This window comes from Bacillus sp. DX4.1 (genome assembly GCF_030348195.1).
In the GTDB taxonomy this organism is placed as follows: domain Bacteria; phylum Bacillota; class Bacilli; order Bacillales; family Bacillaceae_G; genus Bacillus_A.
The window spans coordinates 895,550-912,308 of the sequence record NZ_JAUCFT010000008.1; the positions used below are offsets into that span (position 1 = coordinate 895,550).

A 16,759-nucleotide genomic window follows, 5' to 3' on the forward strand; every position below is an offset into this window, starting at 1 on the left:
TCTATCTATATGAATTAAAAATAAAAGGATCTCATTTCAAATGAGATCCTTTTATATAAATACAAATTAAAAAACCGAAATAAAACCCTTCTTTTTAGGTGGGAGAGAGCATCCGGCCATGCATAGAAGCGGTCAGATCCTTTTCCAGTCCAGACATAGTGAAAACAAAGAGAGAAAACGAGTGCAGGTGACCTTTTGTTTTCCATAGCCGCGGCTATATGTCGAAAAATCAAAATGGATTTATATATTTTTAATAATCGGTGTATAGCATTCACTCTCTATGTTTCTTGTTGTTGTTTCTTACGATGGTAGTCAGGCACGTATATATACTGGGATACAACAAGTAGAATGGCCATAAAAAATACAGGGAATATAGCAGATTTATGTAAGCCGCTAGAAATCACATTTGTGATAAAACTACTTAGGATAAAAAATGCAGTATACACATGAGAAATTTGTTGTTTTAAGCGGATTTTGAATGCTTCCATCAAAATTTCAAACGTAACAAATAAGATGGTGATAACTAAGAAGACAACATTTGTATTGTAAATTAATAAACAATAAATTAGACCCAAAAAAGCTAGATATTCAATAATTAATGAGATATTACGTGGCATACGATATTACCGAACTAAGTAAGGCAGTGGGTCAACTGCGTTTGTTTTTTCAAAATTCCATTCACCGTTATGTAATTCAAAATGGAGATGTTGTCCAAAAGAATGACCTGTATTTCCCATATGGCCTAATAATTGCCCCATTTGAACTTGATCACCAGCTTGTACAGCACGATCTTTCAGATGAGCATAAACCGTTGTATATAATTTTTCTTTTATGTGATGAGTAACAAATACGACGTTACCATAGCTTGCAGAATAGTAGGATTTCAAAACTGTACCTGCAGCCGCAGCTTGAATAGAAACATCTCCAGGAGCTGCAATATCCACACCATAATGCATTTGTTCCCAACTAATATCGAATGTTGAGCTAACTTTACCTTGAGCAGGGAATTTGAAAACAGCTGGAATGGAAGGAGTATCCTGCTTTGCTTGTGGTTGTTTTTGTAGTATATAATGTTGTGCGACATATCCATAACCGGAGCCAAAACGAATTTTATACCAAGTACCCACTGTTTCTACCACTTGTACTTGGGTACCATTTTGTAAAGAGCCAATTGCGGTGGTGTTTGTTCCTGCACCACTACGGACTTTTAATGTAGGTGCTGCAACATAATAGGAAGGTGCACCTTGTACAGTCATACCTTTTACTAATGGTTGTGAACCACTAGATACAAAGTCCCTCTTCACGTATCCTACTTTTCCATTGTGAGAGATTTGATACCAATCGCCATGTGTTCCTTGAATGGTAATGAATTTACCATTTGGTAATACATCAAGAATAGAAGAGTGTGTATTAGGTTCAGAACGAACGTTTAGTGCATTTGCATTTACAATATATTGGTTGTTAAGCTGAGCTGGTTTTGTAAGTGAAATATCATTCTTTTTTATGTAACCAGTTTTATCTTGTACGTTTACCTTATACCAATCTTGTATTGTTTCAAGAATTGTAACGGGTGTGTTATATGTAATACTGGCAATTGAATCACCATTCACTTCAGCATTTTGATATAACTCTACTGTCTCTGTTGTTACATATCCAATTTTTTCTGTCGGCTTTTGTTGGGCTGCTGCAGTATGCATGTTTACCTCAGTCATGGACGGAAGCAAGGAAGTCACTGCAACAGTAGCCGCCGTAAAAGCTGTAGCTTTCATTTTCATTTAATAATGGACCCCCTCATAGGATGTATTATTACATTGTTGATTATATATAAATACAAATGAAAAAACCGACATAAACCCCTTCTTTTTAGGTGGGAGAGAGCATCCGGCCATGCATAGAAGCGGTCAGATCCTTTTCCTGCCCAGACATAGTGAAAACAAAGAGAGAAAACGAGTGCAGGTCACTTTTTGTTATCCATAGCCGCGGCTATATGTCGAAAAATCAAAATGGATTTATATAGTATAAAGATATAATATTTGTGCGTTGTTTACATCAATGTAATAAGATTAAAAACCTTTTTTAATTGTATAGAAATATATTAAAAGGATAACAGATTTATAATGATTAGGAAATGCATGGGAGATATTGGCGTTTTATGAACATACAATTTGTTTTTATAATAATATATAGTGGGATTTTCATCAGTAGAGCGGCTTTTACCTATTAATGGTGAGCCATGCCATGAGGTTTTACGGGCGTGACGACCATGGAGATTCCTTTATGTATCATATATATAAATACAAATGAAAAAACCGACATAAACCCCTTCTTTTTAGGTGGGAGAGAGCATCGGCCATGCATAGAAGCGGTCAGATCCTTTTCCTGCCCAGACATAGTGAAAACAAAGAGAGAAAACGAGTGCAGGTCACCTTTTATTATCCATAGCCGCGGCTTATATGTCGATAAATCAAAATGGATTTATATATCATATAGACCATTCGTGTAGCATAAAGTGAAACTTTAATCAGTGGGGGTATTACTGCCCGCAAATAGCGGGATAAATTAGGTCGTAGGTTAAAACAGTTGCTGATGATTGATGACAGTGTTATACTGACTATGTTAATTTAATATTGTGCTAGGAGAGCTGGTGTTGCCGGCTGAGAGTAAGACCGAGAGTCTTTGATCCTTTCACCTGATCTAGATTATGCTAGCGTAGGGAAGCAACTTGGACATGAATGTTAGGTCCCCGTTTCTTTATGTTAAGAAACGGGGATTTTTTATTTGAAAATTTTATAGAGAAAACCACTAGGGGTGCTGTGAATGCTGAGAGAGGATTAATCCTTAACCCTTACAAACCTGATCTAGGTAATACTAGCGAAGGGAAGTGGAACGACAAATAGATGCTCATTTATTTGCTGTACCCACTTCTTATATATTAGGAGTGGTTTTTTTATTTTTCCGGATCTAATGGGCAGTAAATCTCCATCTCCAAGTCATGAGTAATCAAAGAAAAGAGGGGAAACCTGCCCACTGATAGAAGTTGCAGTGTACATAAATAGGTATAAAGGAAGGGGAAGTATAAATGAAATTTTGTGAGAGGTTATTTGAAACCGTGCAACCTGTTTGGGAGAAAAGTCATAATCATCCGTTTGTGACTGGAATGGGTGATGGTACATTAGAAAAAGATAAATTCCAATATTACATCATACAAGATTACTTATATTTGCTAGATTATGCAAAACTATATGCAATTGGAGTTGTAAAAGCGACAAATCCACAAATCATGGCAAAGTTTGCTGAGCAAATAGATGGGATTTTAAATGGAGAAATGTCTATTCATAAGCAGTATGCAAAACGTCTCGGTATTTCTGCCCAAGAGATGGAACAAGCAAAACCATCCGCTAAAAATTTAGCGTATACGAACTATATGATGTCAGTATCACAAAATGGTACACTTGCCGAATTAATTGCAGCGCTCCTTCCATGTATGTGGAGTTATTGGGAAATTGGAAAGCGTTTAAATGATATGCCAGGAGCGAGAGATCATGAATTTTTTGGTGAATGGATTCAAGGATATAGCTCAGAAGAGTACGGAAACCTTTGTACTTGGTTAATGGATTTATTAAATGATTTAGCTATTGGAAAACCTGAACAAGAACTAGCTCGTTTAGAAGAGATTTTCTTATATTCCAGCCGCTTTGAATATTTATTCTGGGATATGGCCTATCGTAAGGAGATGTGGGGTTTTGAGGAGCAAGAGCATACTACAGTTTCATAATGTTTCCTTTCATTATGATGAAAAGCCAATCATAAATAGTCTTAATGCTAACATACAAGAAAAAGAGTTTGTTAGCATCATTGGACCGAGTGGCTGTGGCAAAAGTACATTATTTCGTCTTATTACAGGATTAGAAGAACCGATGGCTGGAACGATTCAACTGACAGAAACAACAAGTCATCCTGTAGGATATATGCCACAAAAAGATATGCTTTTACCATGGAGAACCATTATTGAAAATGCAGCGCTGCCGCTAGAGTGTCAGGGGATAAAGAAAAAAGAAGCTCATACACAGGCAAAGGCGCTTTTAGAACAATTTGGTTTGCAAGGATATGAGAAAAAATATCCGAAAGACTTATCAGGTGGTATGCGGCAGCGTGTTTCATTTATTAGAACGCTATTAACTGGCGGCGAAGTTTTATTATTAGATGAGCCATTTAGTGCACTGGATGCATTAACGAAGGCCACATTGCAAGAATGGCTGTTTGAACAATGGAAACATTGGCAAAAAACGATTCTATTTATTACGCATGATGTGGAAGAAGCGCTTTACCTTTCCAATCGAATTTTTGTTGTGACGGAGCAACCTATCACAACTTTGACAGAGCGTGTTGTTCCACTTGGAGCTGATCGTTCAAGAAAAGATTTGTATAAGCCGGAAATATTAGATTTAAAAGATGAGCTGCTTGGTATGCTGCAAAGGCAGGTGCTCGTATGAAGCGTGTTACAGAATTTTTACCTGCGCTGATTGTGAGCAGTATTTTACTTGTTAGCTGGGAAGTGGGAGCTAGGATTGTAGATGAGATGTACATATTGCCATCTCCAACTGCAATTCTAGCTAAAATGTGGGCTTTACGTGACATATTACTGACTGTTCATTTACCAGCGACGCTATACGTAGTATTGATAGGAGTTGTAATTTCTATCGTGTTAGGTGTTGGGGTAGCGATAGTAATGAATGCGAGTACATGGATGGAGAGAGCATTTTATCCGCTTTTAGTTGCTTCACAAACAATTCCAATTACAGCGCTAGCGCCATTATTCGTTTTATGGTTTGGTTATTCGATTTGGAGCAAAGTAATTGTTACCGTTTTGATTACGTTTTTCCCGATTGCGGTAAATACGTACGATGGTCTGCGCAGTACGAAAAAGGAATGGGAAGAGCTGTTAGTTACATACGGTGCAACGAAAAAAGATATATTTCTAAAGTTAAAGTTGTCATCTGCACTCCCATACTTTTTCTCGGCTTTAAAAATCGCGGTGCCACTTAGTGTAATTGGTGCTGCGATCGGTGAGTGGCTTGGTGCACAAGCTGGACTTGGATACTTTAGTAAGCGAATGATGACGCAGTTAGACGGAGCAGGTGTATTTGCACCGATTGTATTGTTATCATTGCTTGCTATTTTCTTTGTGTTACTTGTTTCTATGTTAGAAAAGAAATTTATTAGTTGGAGGAAACATTCATGAAATTATTCAAACGCATCTTTGTGTTTACACTATTAGTTGCAATGATTGCAGGATGTTCTAGCAATTCATCATCAGAGAAGAAAAAAGCTGAAAAAGAAGTAACAGTTATGCTCGATTGGTATCCAAATGCGGTTCATAGCTTTATCTATACGGCAATTGAAAAAGGATACTTTAAAGAAGAAGGAGTGAAAGTTAATATCAAATTTCCTTCTAATCCAACAGATCCATTAACGTTAGCGGCAGCAGGAAAAGTAACAGTTGGTTTATATTATCAGCCGGATGTTGTCATTGCAAGAGCCAATGAACAAATACCAGTGAAATCAATTGGGGCTGTTGTGCGCTCACCATTAAACCGTGTTGTATCGTTAAAATCAGCTGGAATTACTTCACCAAAAGATTTAGAAGGAAAGACAGTTGGTTATTCTGGAACACCTTTAAGTGAGGAATATTTAAAAACGATGGTAAAAGAAGATGGTGGTAATCCAGATAACGTAAAAGTAGTAGATGTTGGGTTTGATTTAGTACCAGCGCTAATTACGAAAAAAGTAGATGCTGTAACAGGGGCATACATTAACCATGAAGTTCCTGTTATGCGTCATGAAGGTCATGAGCCAGCGGACTTTAATCCAGCTGATTATGGCGTTCCGAATTATCATGAGCTTGTTTTTGTAACAGGTGATAAAACGTTGAAAAAAGATAAAGAAGCGTTACAAGCATTTTTACGCGGTGCAAAAAAAGGATATGATTTCATGAAGAAAAATCCAGATGAAGCACTCAATATTTTATTAGATCATCAAGAAAAAGAAAACTTCCCACTTGTTCCAGAAGTTGAAAAAGAGAGTATGAAAATTTTATTAGAAAAAATGGAAACGAAAGATGAGCCGTTTTTATCAGATACAAAAGAGTCATGGGAAAAACAAAATAAATGGCTGAAAGAAAAAGGTATGACAAAAGAAATCGTTCCTGCAAACGAATTATTCGAAAACATTTTAAAGTAGGCGAATGAATATGAAAGACGAGCTCCATGTTATCTCGAATGGTCAGATGACATTCAAAGAGTTAGCGAATGTAGCGATGCAAATTGAGAGTGAGATTGATTATTTGCATATTCGTGAGCGTGAAAAAAGTACGAAAGAATTATATGAAGGTGTGGCGGAGCTCCTAAAAGGGGGCTTTCCCGCTTCTAAGCTTGTAATTAATGATCGAATCGATATTGCCATACTTTTAAACATTCCACGCGTGCAATTAGGATACAGAAGTGCTGATGTCAGGTCTGTGAAAGAAAAATTTTCTTATTTACATGTTGGTTATTCTGTACATTCTCTAGAAGAAGCGATAACTGCCTTCAAAAATGGAGCAGATTCACTTGTTTATGGGCATATATTTCCGACAAGCTGTAAGAAAGGTGTTCCAGCAAGAGGGCTAGAAGAAATTTCAGATATGGCAAGACGGTTAACGATACCCATTACAGCAATTGGAGGGATAACGCCTCAAAATACAGCGAACGTACTTCAAGCTGGTGTAACTGGCATTGCAGTTATGTCTGGAATTGTAAGTGATCGAGATCCGTATGAGCAAGCAAGATTATACAAGGAAACAATAAGAAAGTGGGCGGGAAATCATGAGTAAGATATATGATGTAGCCATTATTGGCGGTGGTGTAATTGGTAGTTCAGTTGCACACTTTCTAGCGGAAAGAGGTTACCGAGTAGCAATTGTTGAAAAGCAAAGGATTGCATCTGAAGCTTCTAAGGCGGCTGCGGGTTTACTCGGTGTACAAGCGGAGTGGGATGAATACGATCCGCTGTTTGAACTTGCTAGAAAAAGCCGTGTGATGTTTCCAAATCTTGCAGAAGCTTTACGTGAAAAAACGGGTATTGATATTGGGTATGAAGAAAAAGGGATTTATCGTATTGCTCAAAATGAAAATGAGAGGGCGAGGTTGCTTCACATCATGAAGTGGCAGCAGCAAATAGGAGAAGCGTCCCATTTTATTTCTGGGGAGCAGCTTCGTGACAAAGAGCCCTATCTATCTCCTTCCATTATTGGGGCGGTGTATCATCCAAAAGATGGTCATGTCATTGCACCAGATCTTACCAATGCGTTTGCGCACTCTGCCGCGATATCTGGTGCAGATCTATATGAACAAACAGAAGTATTTGATATTCAAATGGAAAAGAATCGCGTAACTGGAATTGTTACGAATGAAGGTACGATTTTATGTGAAAAAGTAGTGATTGCTGGTGGTTCTTGGAGTACAAAGCTACTCCACTATTTTAAGAAAGACTGGGGTACATATCCTGTAAAAGGAGAAGTTGTTGCCGTGCATAGCCGTAAGCCGCTTTTACAAGCGCCTATTTTTCAAGAGCGGTTTTATATCGCACCGAAACGTGGCGGACGCTATGTAATTGGGGCAACGATGAAGCCTCATACCTTTAATAAATCTGTACAACCGGAAAGTATTACGGCGATATTAGAGCGTGCTTACACGATTCTACCAGCCTTAAAAGAAGCGGAATGGGAAAGCACCTGGGCTGGATTACGTCCGCAATCGAATCACGAGATGCCGTATATGGGGACACATGAAGAAATAAAAGGTCTATATGCTTGTACCGGTCATTACCGAAACGGAATTTTACTAAGTCCAGTTTCTGGTCAATATATGGCTGATTTAATAGAAGAAAAGCAAGGGAATCATTTGCTAGATTCATTGCTTTCTAAATCGATTGATATAAATCCAAATTAAAAAACCGACATAAAACCCTTCTTTTTAAGGTGGGAGAGAGCATCCGGCCATGCATAGAAGCGGTTAGATCCTTTTCCTGCCCCAGACATAGTGAAAACAAAGAGAGAAAACGAGTGCAGGTCACCTTTTGTTATCCATAGCCGCGGCTTATATGTCGAAAAATCAAAATGGATTTATATAGAAAGGGGATGGAAGTTTGAACTTAAAAATTAACGGCAAGCAAGTAGAGGTGCCAGGTGATATAAAAACAGTAGCAGGATTGCTGACACATCTAAGCTTAGATACAAAAATTGTTGTAGTAGAACGTAACCAAGATATTTTGCAAAAAGAAGACCATCCAGATACATCTGTTTTTGATGGAGACCAAATTGAGATTGTAACTTTTGTAGGAGGCGGTTGATTATGTTAAACATTGGACCATTTACTTTTCATTCTAGACTTTTATTAGGAACAGGGAAATTTTCTGACTTTGATGTGCAACGAAAAGCAATTGAAGTATCAGAGGCAGAAATTTTAACATTTGCGGTGCGTCGCATGGATATCTTTGATGCGGATCAACCGAATTTACTAGAAAAAATTGATGTGAAAAAATATACGTTACTTCCAAATACAGCGGGAGCAAAAAATGCTGAAGAAGCAGTGCGTATTGCAAGGTTAGCAAAAGCATCTGGACTTTGTGACATGATAAAAGTAGAGGTTATCGGTGATGCTCAAACATTATTACCGGACCCTGTTGAAACGTTAAAAGCATCTGAAATGTTATTGGAAGAAGGATTTATTGTTCTTCCTTATACGTCTGATGATGTTGTATTAGCGCGTAAATTACAAGAACTAGGCGTGCACGCGATTATGCCAGGTGCGTCACCAATCGGTTCAGGACTTGGTATTGTAAATCCACTCAACCTAAGCTTTATCATTGAGCAGGCGACGGTACCTGTTATTGTTGATGCTGGTATCGGTAGCCCAGCTGACGCAGCATTTGCGATGGAATTAGGAGCAGATGGTGTTTTATTAAATACAGCTGTATCTGGTGCGAAAGATCCTGTCAAAATGGCAGAAGCAATGAAATTAGGTATTCATGCTGGTCGTTTAGGTTTCGAAGCAGGACGTATTGCCCGTAAACGCTGTGCAACAGCAAGTAGTCCATTAGAAGGAATGAGCGTAGTTGAATAATCGATATTCTCGACAAGAGTTATTTTCTCCTATTGGGGAAAGAGGCCAGCAAAAAATAGGAGAAAAACATGTGCTAATTATCGGTGCAGGAGCACTTGGTAGTGCAAACGCCGAGATGCTTGTTCGAGCTGGTGTTGGTAAAGTAACGATTGTTGATCGCGACTATATTGATTGGAGTAATTTACAACGTCAGCAGCTGTACTGTGAAGCAGATGTGGAAAATAATCTTCCAAAGGCAGTGGCCGCAAAACGGCGCTTGCAAGCGATTAATAGCCATGTGGCTGTAGAGGCATATGTGCAAGATGTAACAGCGGAAGAATTAGAACAGCTTATTACAAATGTGGACGTAATGATTGATGCAACTGATAACTTTGAAACGCGTTTTATTGTAAATGATATATCACAAAAACATTCAATTCCATGGGTTTACGGGGCATGTGTAGGTAGCTATGGTCTTTCTTATACGATTTTACCAGGAAAGACGCCATGTCTATCTTGTTTATTACAATCGATCCCACTTGGCGGAGCAACATGTGATACAGCAGGTATAATTTCACCTGCTGTATCACATGTTGTTTCCCATCAAGTAACGGAAACTCTTAAAATGTTAGTAGAGGATTATGAAGCTCTTCGCGACGGGCTTGTATCGTTTGATGTATGGAAAAATGAATATTCATGCATGAATGTTCAAAAGCTGCGAAAACAGAATTGCCCATCGTGTGGTGAGGAGGCAATCTATCCGTATTTAAGCAAAGAGAATACATCTAAAACAGCTGTTCTATGTGGAAGAAATACGGTTCAAATTCGTCCTCCCCATAAAGAGAAACTTGATTTTGACCGGTATAAAGGGATGTTGCAAGATCGTGTGGCTGATTTAACAGTAAATCCATACTTATTATCATTTTCTGTTGATGGAAAGAGATTGGTAGCGTTCCAAGACGGGCGTGTTCTCGTACATGGAACGAAGGATATGATAGAAGCAAAAACAATTTATCATCGTTATTTTGGATAGAAAAAGGGTGAGTGAGATGAAAGTGAATAAAGCATTAACGATTGCTGGATCTGATAGCGGTGGCGGCGCAGGCATCCAAGCTGACTTAAAAACGTTCCAAGAACTCGGTGTGTACGGAATGACAGCCATTACTGCGATTACCGCACAAAATACGCTCGGTGTACAGGGCGTGTACCCTGTTGCAATTGAGGGCATTCAGGAGCAATTACATTCGATTGGTACAGACTTAACACCGGATGCCGTCAAACTAGGTATGCTATTTAGTAGTGAGATTATTGATGTTGTTGCAGAAAATATTAAGAAATTTGATTGGAATAATATTGTACTAGATCCTGTTATGATAGCGAAAGGCGGGGCATCGCTCTTACAACAAGAAGCGGTTCAAGCATTGAAAGAGCATTTATTGCCAATCGCAACGGTAGTCACTCCAAATGTACCAGAAGCGGAAGTGTTAACTGGAATGGAGATTCATAATATTGAAGATAGTAAACAGGCTGCGAAAGTATTGCATGAGTTAGGAGCGAAGTATGTTCTCATGAAAGGTGGTCATGCGGCATATCAAGGCGATGAAGTCATCGATTTATTATTTGATGGCGAGAAGTTTATTGAGTACAGAAGTGAACGAATTTATTCAAAACAAACACATGGTAGTGGTTGCACATTTGCATCCGCTGTAACAGCAGGACTCGCAAAAGGATATCGTATTGAAGAGGCAGTTCAAGAAGCGAAAAGTTTTATTAGTATAGCGATAGAACAGCGGTTGAATATTGGAAGTGGTCATGGCCCGACGAATCATTTTGCATATAAACGTCAGGAAATACATGTATAAATATGTATACTTTGGTAGGGGAGCCAGTTGTAAAACTGGCTTTTTTTGTTGTTTACTTTTTCCAAAATTAGGAGTAATATAGCAGCCAGAATCTATTTTTAGAACGCTGAGTCCAGGTAATGGAGCGGGGGAACCAAACTGTGCATTGTCACTAGGGGTGAGTCTTTCATAATGAAAGTAGGGCTACTCTCAAAGTCCGAATCCGACAGCTAACTTCGTAAGCGTATTGAGAGGGGATGGTGTAACGATGGGTACATCGCTTCATCGATCCGATTAGTGTAAAAGAATCGTAAATCACTATATCGAAATTCTTTTATACTAAGGGGATGATATGCATGGGTGAGGAGAAAGAATTAACACTCATTTGTGTGGGAGAAGAAGAAAAAGTAAACAGTTTACAAGAATTAGTACCTTTTCAAAGTGATATGATTATTTTTACAGTAACTGAACACGTAGCCGCTGAAGTACGGGCATGTGGATTTGAAAAAACATATTGTTGTAATGAAGAACAGAAGCTAACAAGTATTTGTAAGGGGATTAAAAAGGTGATATTGCTAGGAGATGAACTCCCAACGGTTAGCTTTTTTACAGAACGTATTCGCTTTTCCTTCCAAGCACCCATTACGGTTGTCACAAGGAATAAACAGTATCCGGTTCGGCTCTATCAAACAATTGGAGCTAAGTTTGTAGTGTTTACGAATTGTGATAACATTTCATTTTTATTTTTTGAGTAGGGCGGAGGAAATGAATATGAAAGTGTTGTTATGTCATGATATAGCAAACCGATGGGCAATATCACTAGAAAGAGTGTACGAATTAGCAATGCAGGATATTACTTTTCCAAAGCCATATGTAGTACTGCCGCTAGAAGGTGTAAGTTTATATTTAGAGAATGATATTATCGAGTATGAAAAGAAACATGCAGAGCTAATGCGAGTATGTTTTCGAGGGCGGAATTTACGCCGCTTTTATAATCATTAGATTTGTAATATAAAAGGAGCGAATTCTGGGTACTATGAAAATGGTATTTGGGTTATGAGCTCCTTTTTAATTTGTATAAATACAAATTAAAAAACCGACATAAAACCCTTCTTTTTAGGTGAGAGAGAGCATCCGTTCATGCATAGAAGCGGTCAGATCCTTTTCCTGCCCCAGACATAGTGAAAACAAAGAGAGAAAACGAGTGCAGGTCACCTTTTGTTATCCATAGCCGCGGCTTATATGTCGAAAAATCAAAATGGATATATGTATCGCTAATGAAGTAAAAAGATGGTTGATATTGTAAATGAAGTAGCGTGATTTTCTTCTTATATTTCCAAAATAAATTTACATGAAATAGTATTTTTAATGAAAACAAAAGGAAAGACAAGGAAACAGATGATAAAATACATATAATAATGAATGTAAGCGGTTAAACGATAAAATTCTGTCTGTTTTCAGCTAATTTTGCTCTTTACAAGTCAAATATAGAGGAGTATATTTACAATCATAAATTATTCATAATATTTCCAAAAACAACCTGATATCGCTGAGTCCAGAAATGGAGCGGGGGAACCAATTTTGTGCATTGTCACTTGGGGTGAATCTTTCATTACGAAAGTAGGGCTACTCTTTAGGCCCGAATCCGACAGCTAACTTCGTAAGCGTTTGGAGAGGAGGTTTACTTTTGTGTTGTTCATTTTTGAACACTGAGTAGAGCCTCAGTGTTCTTTTTTTGATGGATAAATGGTAAAATTTTACAATTAAAAGTGAGGGATCTGTATGCTTGATGTCGTGATGGTCGGAATATTTGTTGTATTAGCAGCGTCTATGGTGGGGTTAGCAAAATGGTCAGATAAAGTTGTGAAGGAAGGGAAGCAATCATGATGATTGCGTTATCGGTTATTGTTGCAGCAGTTACGGTGTATTTAGTTTACGCGTTATTAAATCCAGAAAAGTTTTAATGAGGGGGAAGCATTTATTATGATTTGGGTTGCAGTTGTAATCACAATGTTGTTATTCATTCTTGTTGCAAAGCCAACAGGCATTTATTTAGAGAAAGCTTTTCAAGGAAATAGTAAATTAGAAAAAGTGTTTGGGCCTTTTGAAAAGATTATTTTCAAAATTACAGGTGTTAAAGCGTATAACCAGAGTTGGAAGCAATACGCTTTATCGTTAGTTGCACTCAATGGTTTTATGATCATTGTCGTGTATTTCATCTTTCGCTTACAAGGAGTACTTCCATTAAATCCAGCTCATATTGAAGGAATGGAGCCAACGCTTGCTTTTAATACAGCGATTAGTTTTATGGCTGATACAAACTTGCAGCATTATAGCGGTGAAAATGGTTTGTCTTATTTATCGCAACTAATCGGGATTACATTTTTAATGTTTGCCGCACCAGCAACAACGTTGGCGCTTGTTATGGCTTTTATAAGAGGATTAGCTGGGAAGGAACTTGGTAACTTTTTCGTAGACTTTACACGAGCTTTAACAAGAGTCTTTCTTCCAATCGCATTTATAGCAGCATTGATTTTCGTTGCTCTTGGTGTACCACAAACATTGGACGGAGCGGTTACAGCTCAGACGATTGAGGGTGTGAAACAAAGTATTTTACGCGGGCCGGTTGCTTCATTCGTTTCAATTAAGGAACTTGGTAACAATGGAGGTGGGTTCTTTGGTGCAAACTCTACACATCCATTTGAAAATCCAGGTCAACTTAGTAACATCTTGCAAATGATGCTTATGATGCTATTACCAACCGCTTTACCATTTACGTACGGAAGAATGGTCGGTAATAAAAAACAAGGACGTATCCTTTTCGTTTCACTATTTATGGTGTTTTTAGTCGGATTTACAACGATTGTTTCATCTGAATTACATGGAAACCCAGCGTTAAATCAAATTGGTATGGAAAATGTGCAAGGTAGTACAGAAGGAAAAGAAGTACGATTTGGAACAGTTTTTTCTTCCCTGTATGCGACAGTAACAACTGCGGCAGAAACAGGTGCTGTTAATACAATGCATGATACGTTAACACCGATTGGTGGATTGGTACCACTTGTCAATATGATGCTAAATACAGTGTTTGGCGGAGTTGGCGCAGGTTTTGTTAATATCATTATGTACGCAATCATCGCTGTCTTTATATCTGGACTAATGGTAGGACGTACACCAGAATTTTTAGGGAAAAAGATTGAAGGAAAGGAAATGAAATTAATTGCAGTAACGATATTATTTCATCCGTTGCTCATTCTAGGATTTTCAGCATTGGCTCTTTCAACGAATTTAGGAACAGATGCAATCTCACATTCAGGATTTCATGGTTTAACACAAGTTGTATATGAATATACTTCTTCAGCTGCTAACAATGGTTCCGGATTTGAAGGATTAGGCGATAATACACCATTTTGGAATATTACAACTGGTATAGTCATGTTCTTAGGGCGTTATTTCAGTTTAATTACAATGCTAGCTGTTGCATATTCATTGAAAGAGAAAACAGTAGTACCAGAAACAGTAGGAACATTCCGCACAGATAATGGTTTATTTGGAGGCATTTTCATTGGAACGATTGTAATCGTTGGTGCATTAACGTTCTTCCCAATGTTGGTGCTAGGACCAATCGCAGAATTTCTTACATTGAAGTAATGGAGGGTAAATGATGAGACCTGTAGTGGTAAAAGATAAACAATCTAATCAATCGATTACATCATCAAAAATAGAAATAGAAAGTGAAGTCAGACAAGCAAAAACAATGGATCGTGACATTATTACAAATGCTATCAAACAATCATTTGCGAAGCTAAACCCGAAAGTGATGGTAAAAAATCCAATTATGTTCGTGGTGGAAATCGGATTTGTTATCACTTTGATTTTATCGTTTCTACCAAGCTTATCTAGTAGTATACCAGGTTGGTTTAATATAACAGTTTCTCTCATTCTATTATTCACTGTCTTGTTTGCTAACTTTGCGGAAGCATTGGCAGAAGGACGCGGGAAAGCACAGGCAGATTCTTTAAAACAATCAAAGAAAGATGTATTTGCGAATGCAGTAAAAGAAAATGGAAAGATCGTTCAAGTTTCAGCAACGGAGCTTAGAAAAGGTGACGTTGTAATTGTGAAACAGGGAGAAATGATTCCGAGTGACGGTGAGGTTATTAAAGGATTAGCATCCGTTGATGAATCCGCAATTACTGGGGAATCTGCTCCAGTTATTAAAGAAGCAGGTGGCGATTTTTGTTCGGTAACAGGCGGCACAATGGTGGTAAGTGATGAGATTACAATTTCTATTACAAGCAATCCAGGCGAGTCATTTATAGATAAAATGATTTCCTTAGTAGAAGGAGCAGCTCGTCAAAAAACACCGAATGAAATTGCTCTTAACACAGTATTAACAAGTTTAACGCTTATTTTCTTAATCGTTGTTGTGACGCTACCAATCTTTACGAATTATTTAGGATTTAAACTTGATACGGCAATACTTGTTGCACTTCTGGTTTGTTTAATCCCAACAACAATTGGTGGGTTATTATCAGCAATTGGGATTGCCGGAATGGACCGGGTGACGAAATTTAATGTATTAGCAATGTCAGGGAAAGCTGTAGAAGCAGCTGGTGATATTAATACAATCATTTTAGATAAAACGGGTACCATTACATTTGGGAATCGGATGGCACATACATTGCTTCCTGTAGGGAATGAAACGATTGAACAAGTAGCAAAATGGGCAGCACTTGGATCAGTGCTAGATGAAACACCAGAAGGTCGTTCAGTGATTGAATATGTGAAGTCAAAATCTTTTTCCTATAATAGAGAGCTTGCAGAAAAAGGTGAATTTGTTCCATTTAAAGCAGAAACAAGAATGAGTGGCGTGGATTTACCTGATGGTGTAAAAGTACGAAAAGGAGCAGTTGGTGCAGTAATAGAGTGGGTACAAGCACAAGGAGGTACGATTCCAAAAGATTTGAATCAAAAAGCAGATTTAATTGCAAAAGAGGGCGGGACACCACTTGTAGTTGCAGTAGATCAACGTATTTATGGATTAATATATTTAAAAGATACTGTAAAACCAGGCATGCGTGAACGTTTTGAACAGCTTCGCCAAATGGGGATTAAAACAGTCATGTGTACAGGGGATAACCCATTAACAGCAGCAACCATTGCAAAAGAAGCAGGTGTGGATGAATTTGTGGCAGAATGTAAGCCGGAAGATAAAATTGCTGTGATTAAAGCAGAACAAGATAAAGGAAAGCTTGTTGCGATGACAGGCGATGGCACGAACGATGCACCAGCTTTAGCGCAAGCTGATGTTGGGCTAGCAATGAACAGTGGTACAACAGCTGCAAAAGAAGCTGCCAATATGATTGATTTAGATTCCAATCCAACAAAAATTATTGAGGTTGTAGGGATTGGGAAGCAGCTATTAATGACACGCGGTGCATTAACAACATTTAGTATTGCGAACGATATCGCAAAATATTTCGCAATTATTCCAGCGATGTTTACATTGGCAATTCCGCAAATGGAAGCACTCAATGTCATGAAGCTAACTTCACCGTTATCAGCCATCTTATCAGCACTGATATTTAACGCTATTATTATCCCATTACTCATTCCTCTAGCAATGAAGGGGATTGCGTATAAACCAATGAGTTCCAATGCACTACTTGGTCGTAACTTGTTGATCTATGGACTTGGCGGAGTGATTGTTCCGTTTATTGGAATTAAAGTAATTGATATGATTGTGGGATTGTTTATTTAAGGAAGAGGGGAAAA

The 16,759-nt window shown here is 38.1% G+C and carries 18 protein-coding genes and 4 riboswitches; of the genes, 16 read left to right on the top strand and 2 right to left on the bottom strand.

Translation table 11 applies throughout. The annotated features are described in order from the left end of the window. Positions 1 to 278 precede the first annotated feature (278 nt). Both QUF99_RS07550 and QUF99_RS07555 read right to left on the bottom strand, forming a co-directional pair. On the bottom strand, positions 279 to 617 hold the full coding sequence (locus QUF99_RS07550; RefSeq protein ID WP_289369288.1) for a hypothetical protein: 339 nt from the start codon (positions 615 to 617) through the stop codon (positions 279 to 281). A gap of 6 nt (positions 618 to 623) precedes the next feature. Continuing rightward, complete coding sequence (locus tag QUF99_RS07555) at positions 624 to 1,775, bottom strand: SH3 domain-containing protein (protein WP_289369289.1); 1,152 nt, start codon at positions 1,773 to 1,775, stop codon at positions 624 to 626. 849 nt (positions 1,776 to 2,624) lie between these two features. Continuing rightward, positions 2,625 to 2,733, top strand: a riboswitch (TPP riboswitch). 61 nt (positions 2,734 to 2,794) lie between these two features. After that, positions 2,795 to 2,897, top strand: a riboswitch (TPP riboswitch). Between the two features lie 182 nt (positions 2,898 to 3,079). On the opposite strand from QUF99_RS07555, the gene tenA reads away from it, so the two are divergent. The 16 genes from tenA to kdpB all read left to right on the top strand — a co-directional run bounded on the left by tenA (position 3,080) and on the right by kdpB (position 16,745). Then, positions 3,080 to 3,775, top strand: coding sequence for a thiaminase II (tenA, locus tag QUF99_RS07560; protein ID WP_289369290.1), 696 nt, complete (start codon positions 3,080 to 3,082; stop codon positions 3,773 to 3,775). Continuing rightward, on the top strand, positions 3,744 to 4,493 hold the full coding sequence (locus tag QUF99_RS07565; protein WP_289369291.1) for an ABC transporter ATP-binding protein: 750 nt from the start codon (positions 3,744 to 3,746) through the stop codon (positions 4,491 to 4,493). Before tenA ends, QUF99_RS07565 begins: the two co-directional genes overlap by 32 nt. Further along, positions 4,490 to 5,242, top strand: coding sequence for an ABC transporter permease (locus QUF99_RS07570; RefSeq protein WP_289369292.1), 753 nt, complete (start codon positions 4,490 to 4,492; stop codon positions 5,240 to 5,242). The genes QUF99_RS07565 and QUF99_RS07570 overlap by 4 nt, the downstream gene beginning before the upstream one ends. Then, entirely contained in the window at positions 5,239 to 6,240 is a 1,002-nt protein-coding gene (locus QUF99_RS07575; protein ID WP_289369293.1) for an ABC transporter substrate-binding protein, read from the top strand. The genes QUF99_RS07570 and QUF99_RS07575 overlap by 4 nt, the downstream gene beginning before the upstream one ends. A 10-nt stretch (positions 6,241 to 6,250) precedes the next feature. Further along, positions 6,251 to 6,871: a thiazole tautomerase TenI gene (gene tenI / locus QUF99_RS07580; RefSeq protein WP_289369294.1), complete on the top strand. Its 621-nt coding sequence runs from the start codon at positions 6,251 to 6,253 to the stop codon at positions 6,869 to 6,871. Beyond that, positions 6,864 to 7,988 carry a glycine oxidase ThiO gene (gene thiO, locus QUF99_RS07585; RefSeq protein WP_289369295.1) on the top strand — a complete coding sequence of 375 codons (1,125 nt, stop codon included), beginning with the start codon at positions 6,864 to 6,866 and terminating at the stop codon, positions 7,986 to 7,988. Before tenI ends, thiO begins: the two co-directional genes overlap by 8 nt. Before the next feature lie 196 nt (positions 7,989 to 8,184). After that, on the top strand, positions 8,185 to 8,388 hold the full coding sequence (thiS, locus tag QUF99_RS07590; protein WP_289369296.1) for a sulfur carrier protein ThiS: 204 nt from the start codon (positions 8,185 to 8,187) through the stop codon (positions 8,386 to 8,388). Between the two features lie 2 nt (positions 8,389 to 8,390). Further along, positions 8,391 to 9,161 carry a thiazole synthase gene (locus QUF99_RS07595; protein ID WP_289369297.1) on the top strand — a complete coding sequence of 257 codons (771 nt, stop codon included), beginning with the start codon at positions 8,391 to 8,393 and terminating at the stop codon, positions 9,159 to 9,161. Then, positions 9,154 to 10,173, top strand: coding sequence for a thiazole biosynthesis adenylyltransferase ThiF (locus tag QUF99_RS07600; protein WP_289369298.1), 1,020 nt, complete (start codon positions 9,154 to 9,156; stop codon positions 10,171 to 10,173). The genes QUF99_RS07595 and QUF99_RS07600 overlap by 8 nt, the downstream gene beginning before the upstream one ends. A gap of 16 nt (positions 10,174 to 10,189) precedes the next feature. After that, a complete protein-coding gene (thiD, locus tag QUF99_RS07605) occupies positions 10,190 to 11,002 on the top strand; it encodes a bifunctional hydroxymethylpyrimidine kinase/phosphomethylpyrimidine kinase (RefSeq protein WP_289369299.1) in 813 nt (270 codons plus the stop codon). A 94-nt stretch (positions 11,003 to 11,096) separates the two neighbouring features. Continuing rightward, positions 11,097 to 11,242, top strand: a riboswitch (cyclic di-AMP (ydaO/yuaA leader). Between the two features lie 95 nt (positions 11,243 to 11,337). Then, complete coding sequence (locus QUF99_RS07610) at positions 11,338 to 11,736, top strand: hypothetical protein (RefSeq protein ID WP_289369300.1); 399 nt, start codon at positions 11,338 to 11,340, stop codon at positions 11,734 to 11,736. A gap of 16 nt (positions 11,737 to 11,752) precedes the next feature. Further along, positions 11,753 to 11,983, top strand: coding sequence for a hypothetical protein (locus tag QUF99_RS07615; RefSeq protein WP_289369301.1), 231 nt, complete (start codon positions 11,753 to 11,755; stop codon positions 11,981 to 11,983). Between the two features lie 535 nt (positions 11,984 to 12,518). Continuing rightward, a riboswitch (cyclic di-AMP (ydaO/yuaA leader) is annotated at positions 12,519 to 12,662 on the top strand. Positions 12,663 to 12,763: 101 nt separating this feature from the next. Further along, complete coding sequence (locus QUF99_RS07620) at positions 12,764 to 12,868, top strand: signal peptide protein (protein WP_289369302.1); 105 nt, start codon at positions 12,764 to 12,766, stop codon at positions 12,866 to 12,868. Continuing rightward, on the top strand, positions 12,868 to 12,945 hold the full coding sequence (gene kdpF, locus QUF99_RS07625) for a K(+)-transporting ATPase subunit F (protein ID WP_289374585.1): 78 nt from the start codon (positions 12,868 to 12,870) through the stop codon (positions 12,943 to 12,945). The genes QUF99_RS07620 and kdpF overlap by 1 nt, the downstream gene beginning before the upstream one ends. Before the next feature lie 19 nt (positions 12,946 to 12,964). Beyond that, positions 12,965 to 14,632 (top strand): potassium-transporting ATPase subunit KdpA, encoded by a 1,668-nt coding sequence (gene kdpA / locus QUF99_RS07630; protein ID WP_289369303.1) that lies wholly within the window; start codon positions 12,965 to 12,967, stop codon positions 14,630 to 14,632. 13 nt (positions 14,633 to 14,645) lie between these two features. Beyond that, positions 14,646 to 16,745: a potassium-transporting ATPase subunit KdpB gene (kdpB, locus tag QUF99_RS07635; RefSeq protein ID WP_289369304.1), complete on the top strand. Its 2,100-nt coding sequence runs from the start codon at positions 14,646 to 14,648 to the stop codon at positions 16,743 to 16,745. Positions 16,746 to 16,759: the final 14 nt, after the last annotated feature.

Excerpts from the sequence above, each read along its gene's own strand:
- QUF99_RS07615 (WP_289369301.1), top strand. The coding sequence starts at position 11,753 with ATGAAAGTGTTGTTATGTCATGATATAGCAAACCGATGGGCAATATCA.
- kdpB (WP_289369304.1), top strand. The coding sequence starts at position 14,646 with ATGAGACCTGTAGTGGTAAAAGATAAACAATCTAATCAATCGATTACA.
- kdpF (WP_289374585.1), top strand. The coding sequence starts at position 12,868 with ATGATTGCGTTATCGGTTATTGTTGCAGCAGTTACGGTGTATTTAGTT.
- QUF99_RS07550 (WP_289369288.1), bottom strand. The coding sequence starts at position 617 with ATGCCACGTAATATCTCATTAATTATTGAATATCTAGCTTTTTTGGGT.
- QUF99_RS07575 (WP_289369293.1), top strand. The coding sequence starts at position 5,239 with ATGAAATTATTCAAACGCATCTTTGTGTTTACACTATTAGTTGCAATG.
- thiD (WP_289369299.1), top strand. The coding sequence starts at position 10,190 with ATGAAAGTGAATAAAGCATTAACGATTGCTGGATCTGATAGCGGTGGC.
- tenA (WP_289369290.1), top strand. The coding sequence starts at position 3,080 with ATGAAATTTTGTGAGAGGTTATTTGAAACCGTGCAACCTGTTTGGGAG.
- QUF99_RS07620 (WP_289369302.1), top strand. The coding sequence starts at position 12,764 with ATGCTTGATGTCGTGATGGTCGGAATATTTGTTGTATTAGCAGCGTCT.
- QUF99_RS07570 (WP_289369292.1), top strand. The coding sequence starts at position 4,490 with ATGAAGCGTGTTACAGAATTTTTACCTGCGCTGATTGTGAGCAGTATT.
- tenI (WP_289369294.1), top strand. The coding sequence starts at position 6,251 with ATGAAAGACGAGCTCCATGTTATCTCGAATGGTCAGATGACATTCAAA.
- kdpA (WP_289369303.1), top strand. The coding sequence starts at position 12,965 with ATGATTTGGGTTGCAGTTGTAATCACAATGTTGTTATTCATTCTTGTT.
- QUF99_RS07555 (WP_289369289.1), bottom strand. The coding sequence starts at position 1,775 with ATGAAAATGAAAGCTACAGCTTTTACGGCGGCTACTGTTGCAGTGACT.
- QUF99_RS07595 (WP_289369297.1), top strand. The coding sequence starts at position 8,391 with ATGTTAAACATTGGACCATTTACTTTTCATTCTAGACTTTTATTAGGA.
- thiO (WP_289369295.1), top strand. The coding sequence starts at position 6,864 with ATGAGTAAGATATATGATGTAGCCATTATTGGCGGTGGTGTAATTGGT.
- QUF99_RS07610 (WP_289369300.1), top strand. The coding sequence starts at position 11,338 with ATGGGTGAGGAGAAAGAATTAACACTCATTTGTGTGGGAGAAGAAGAA.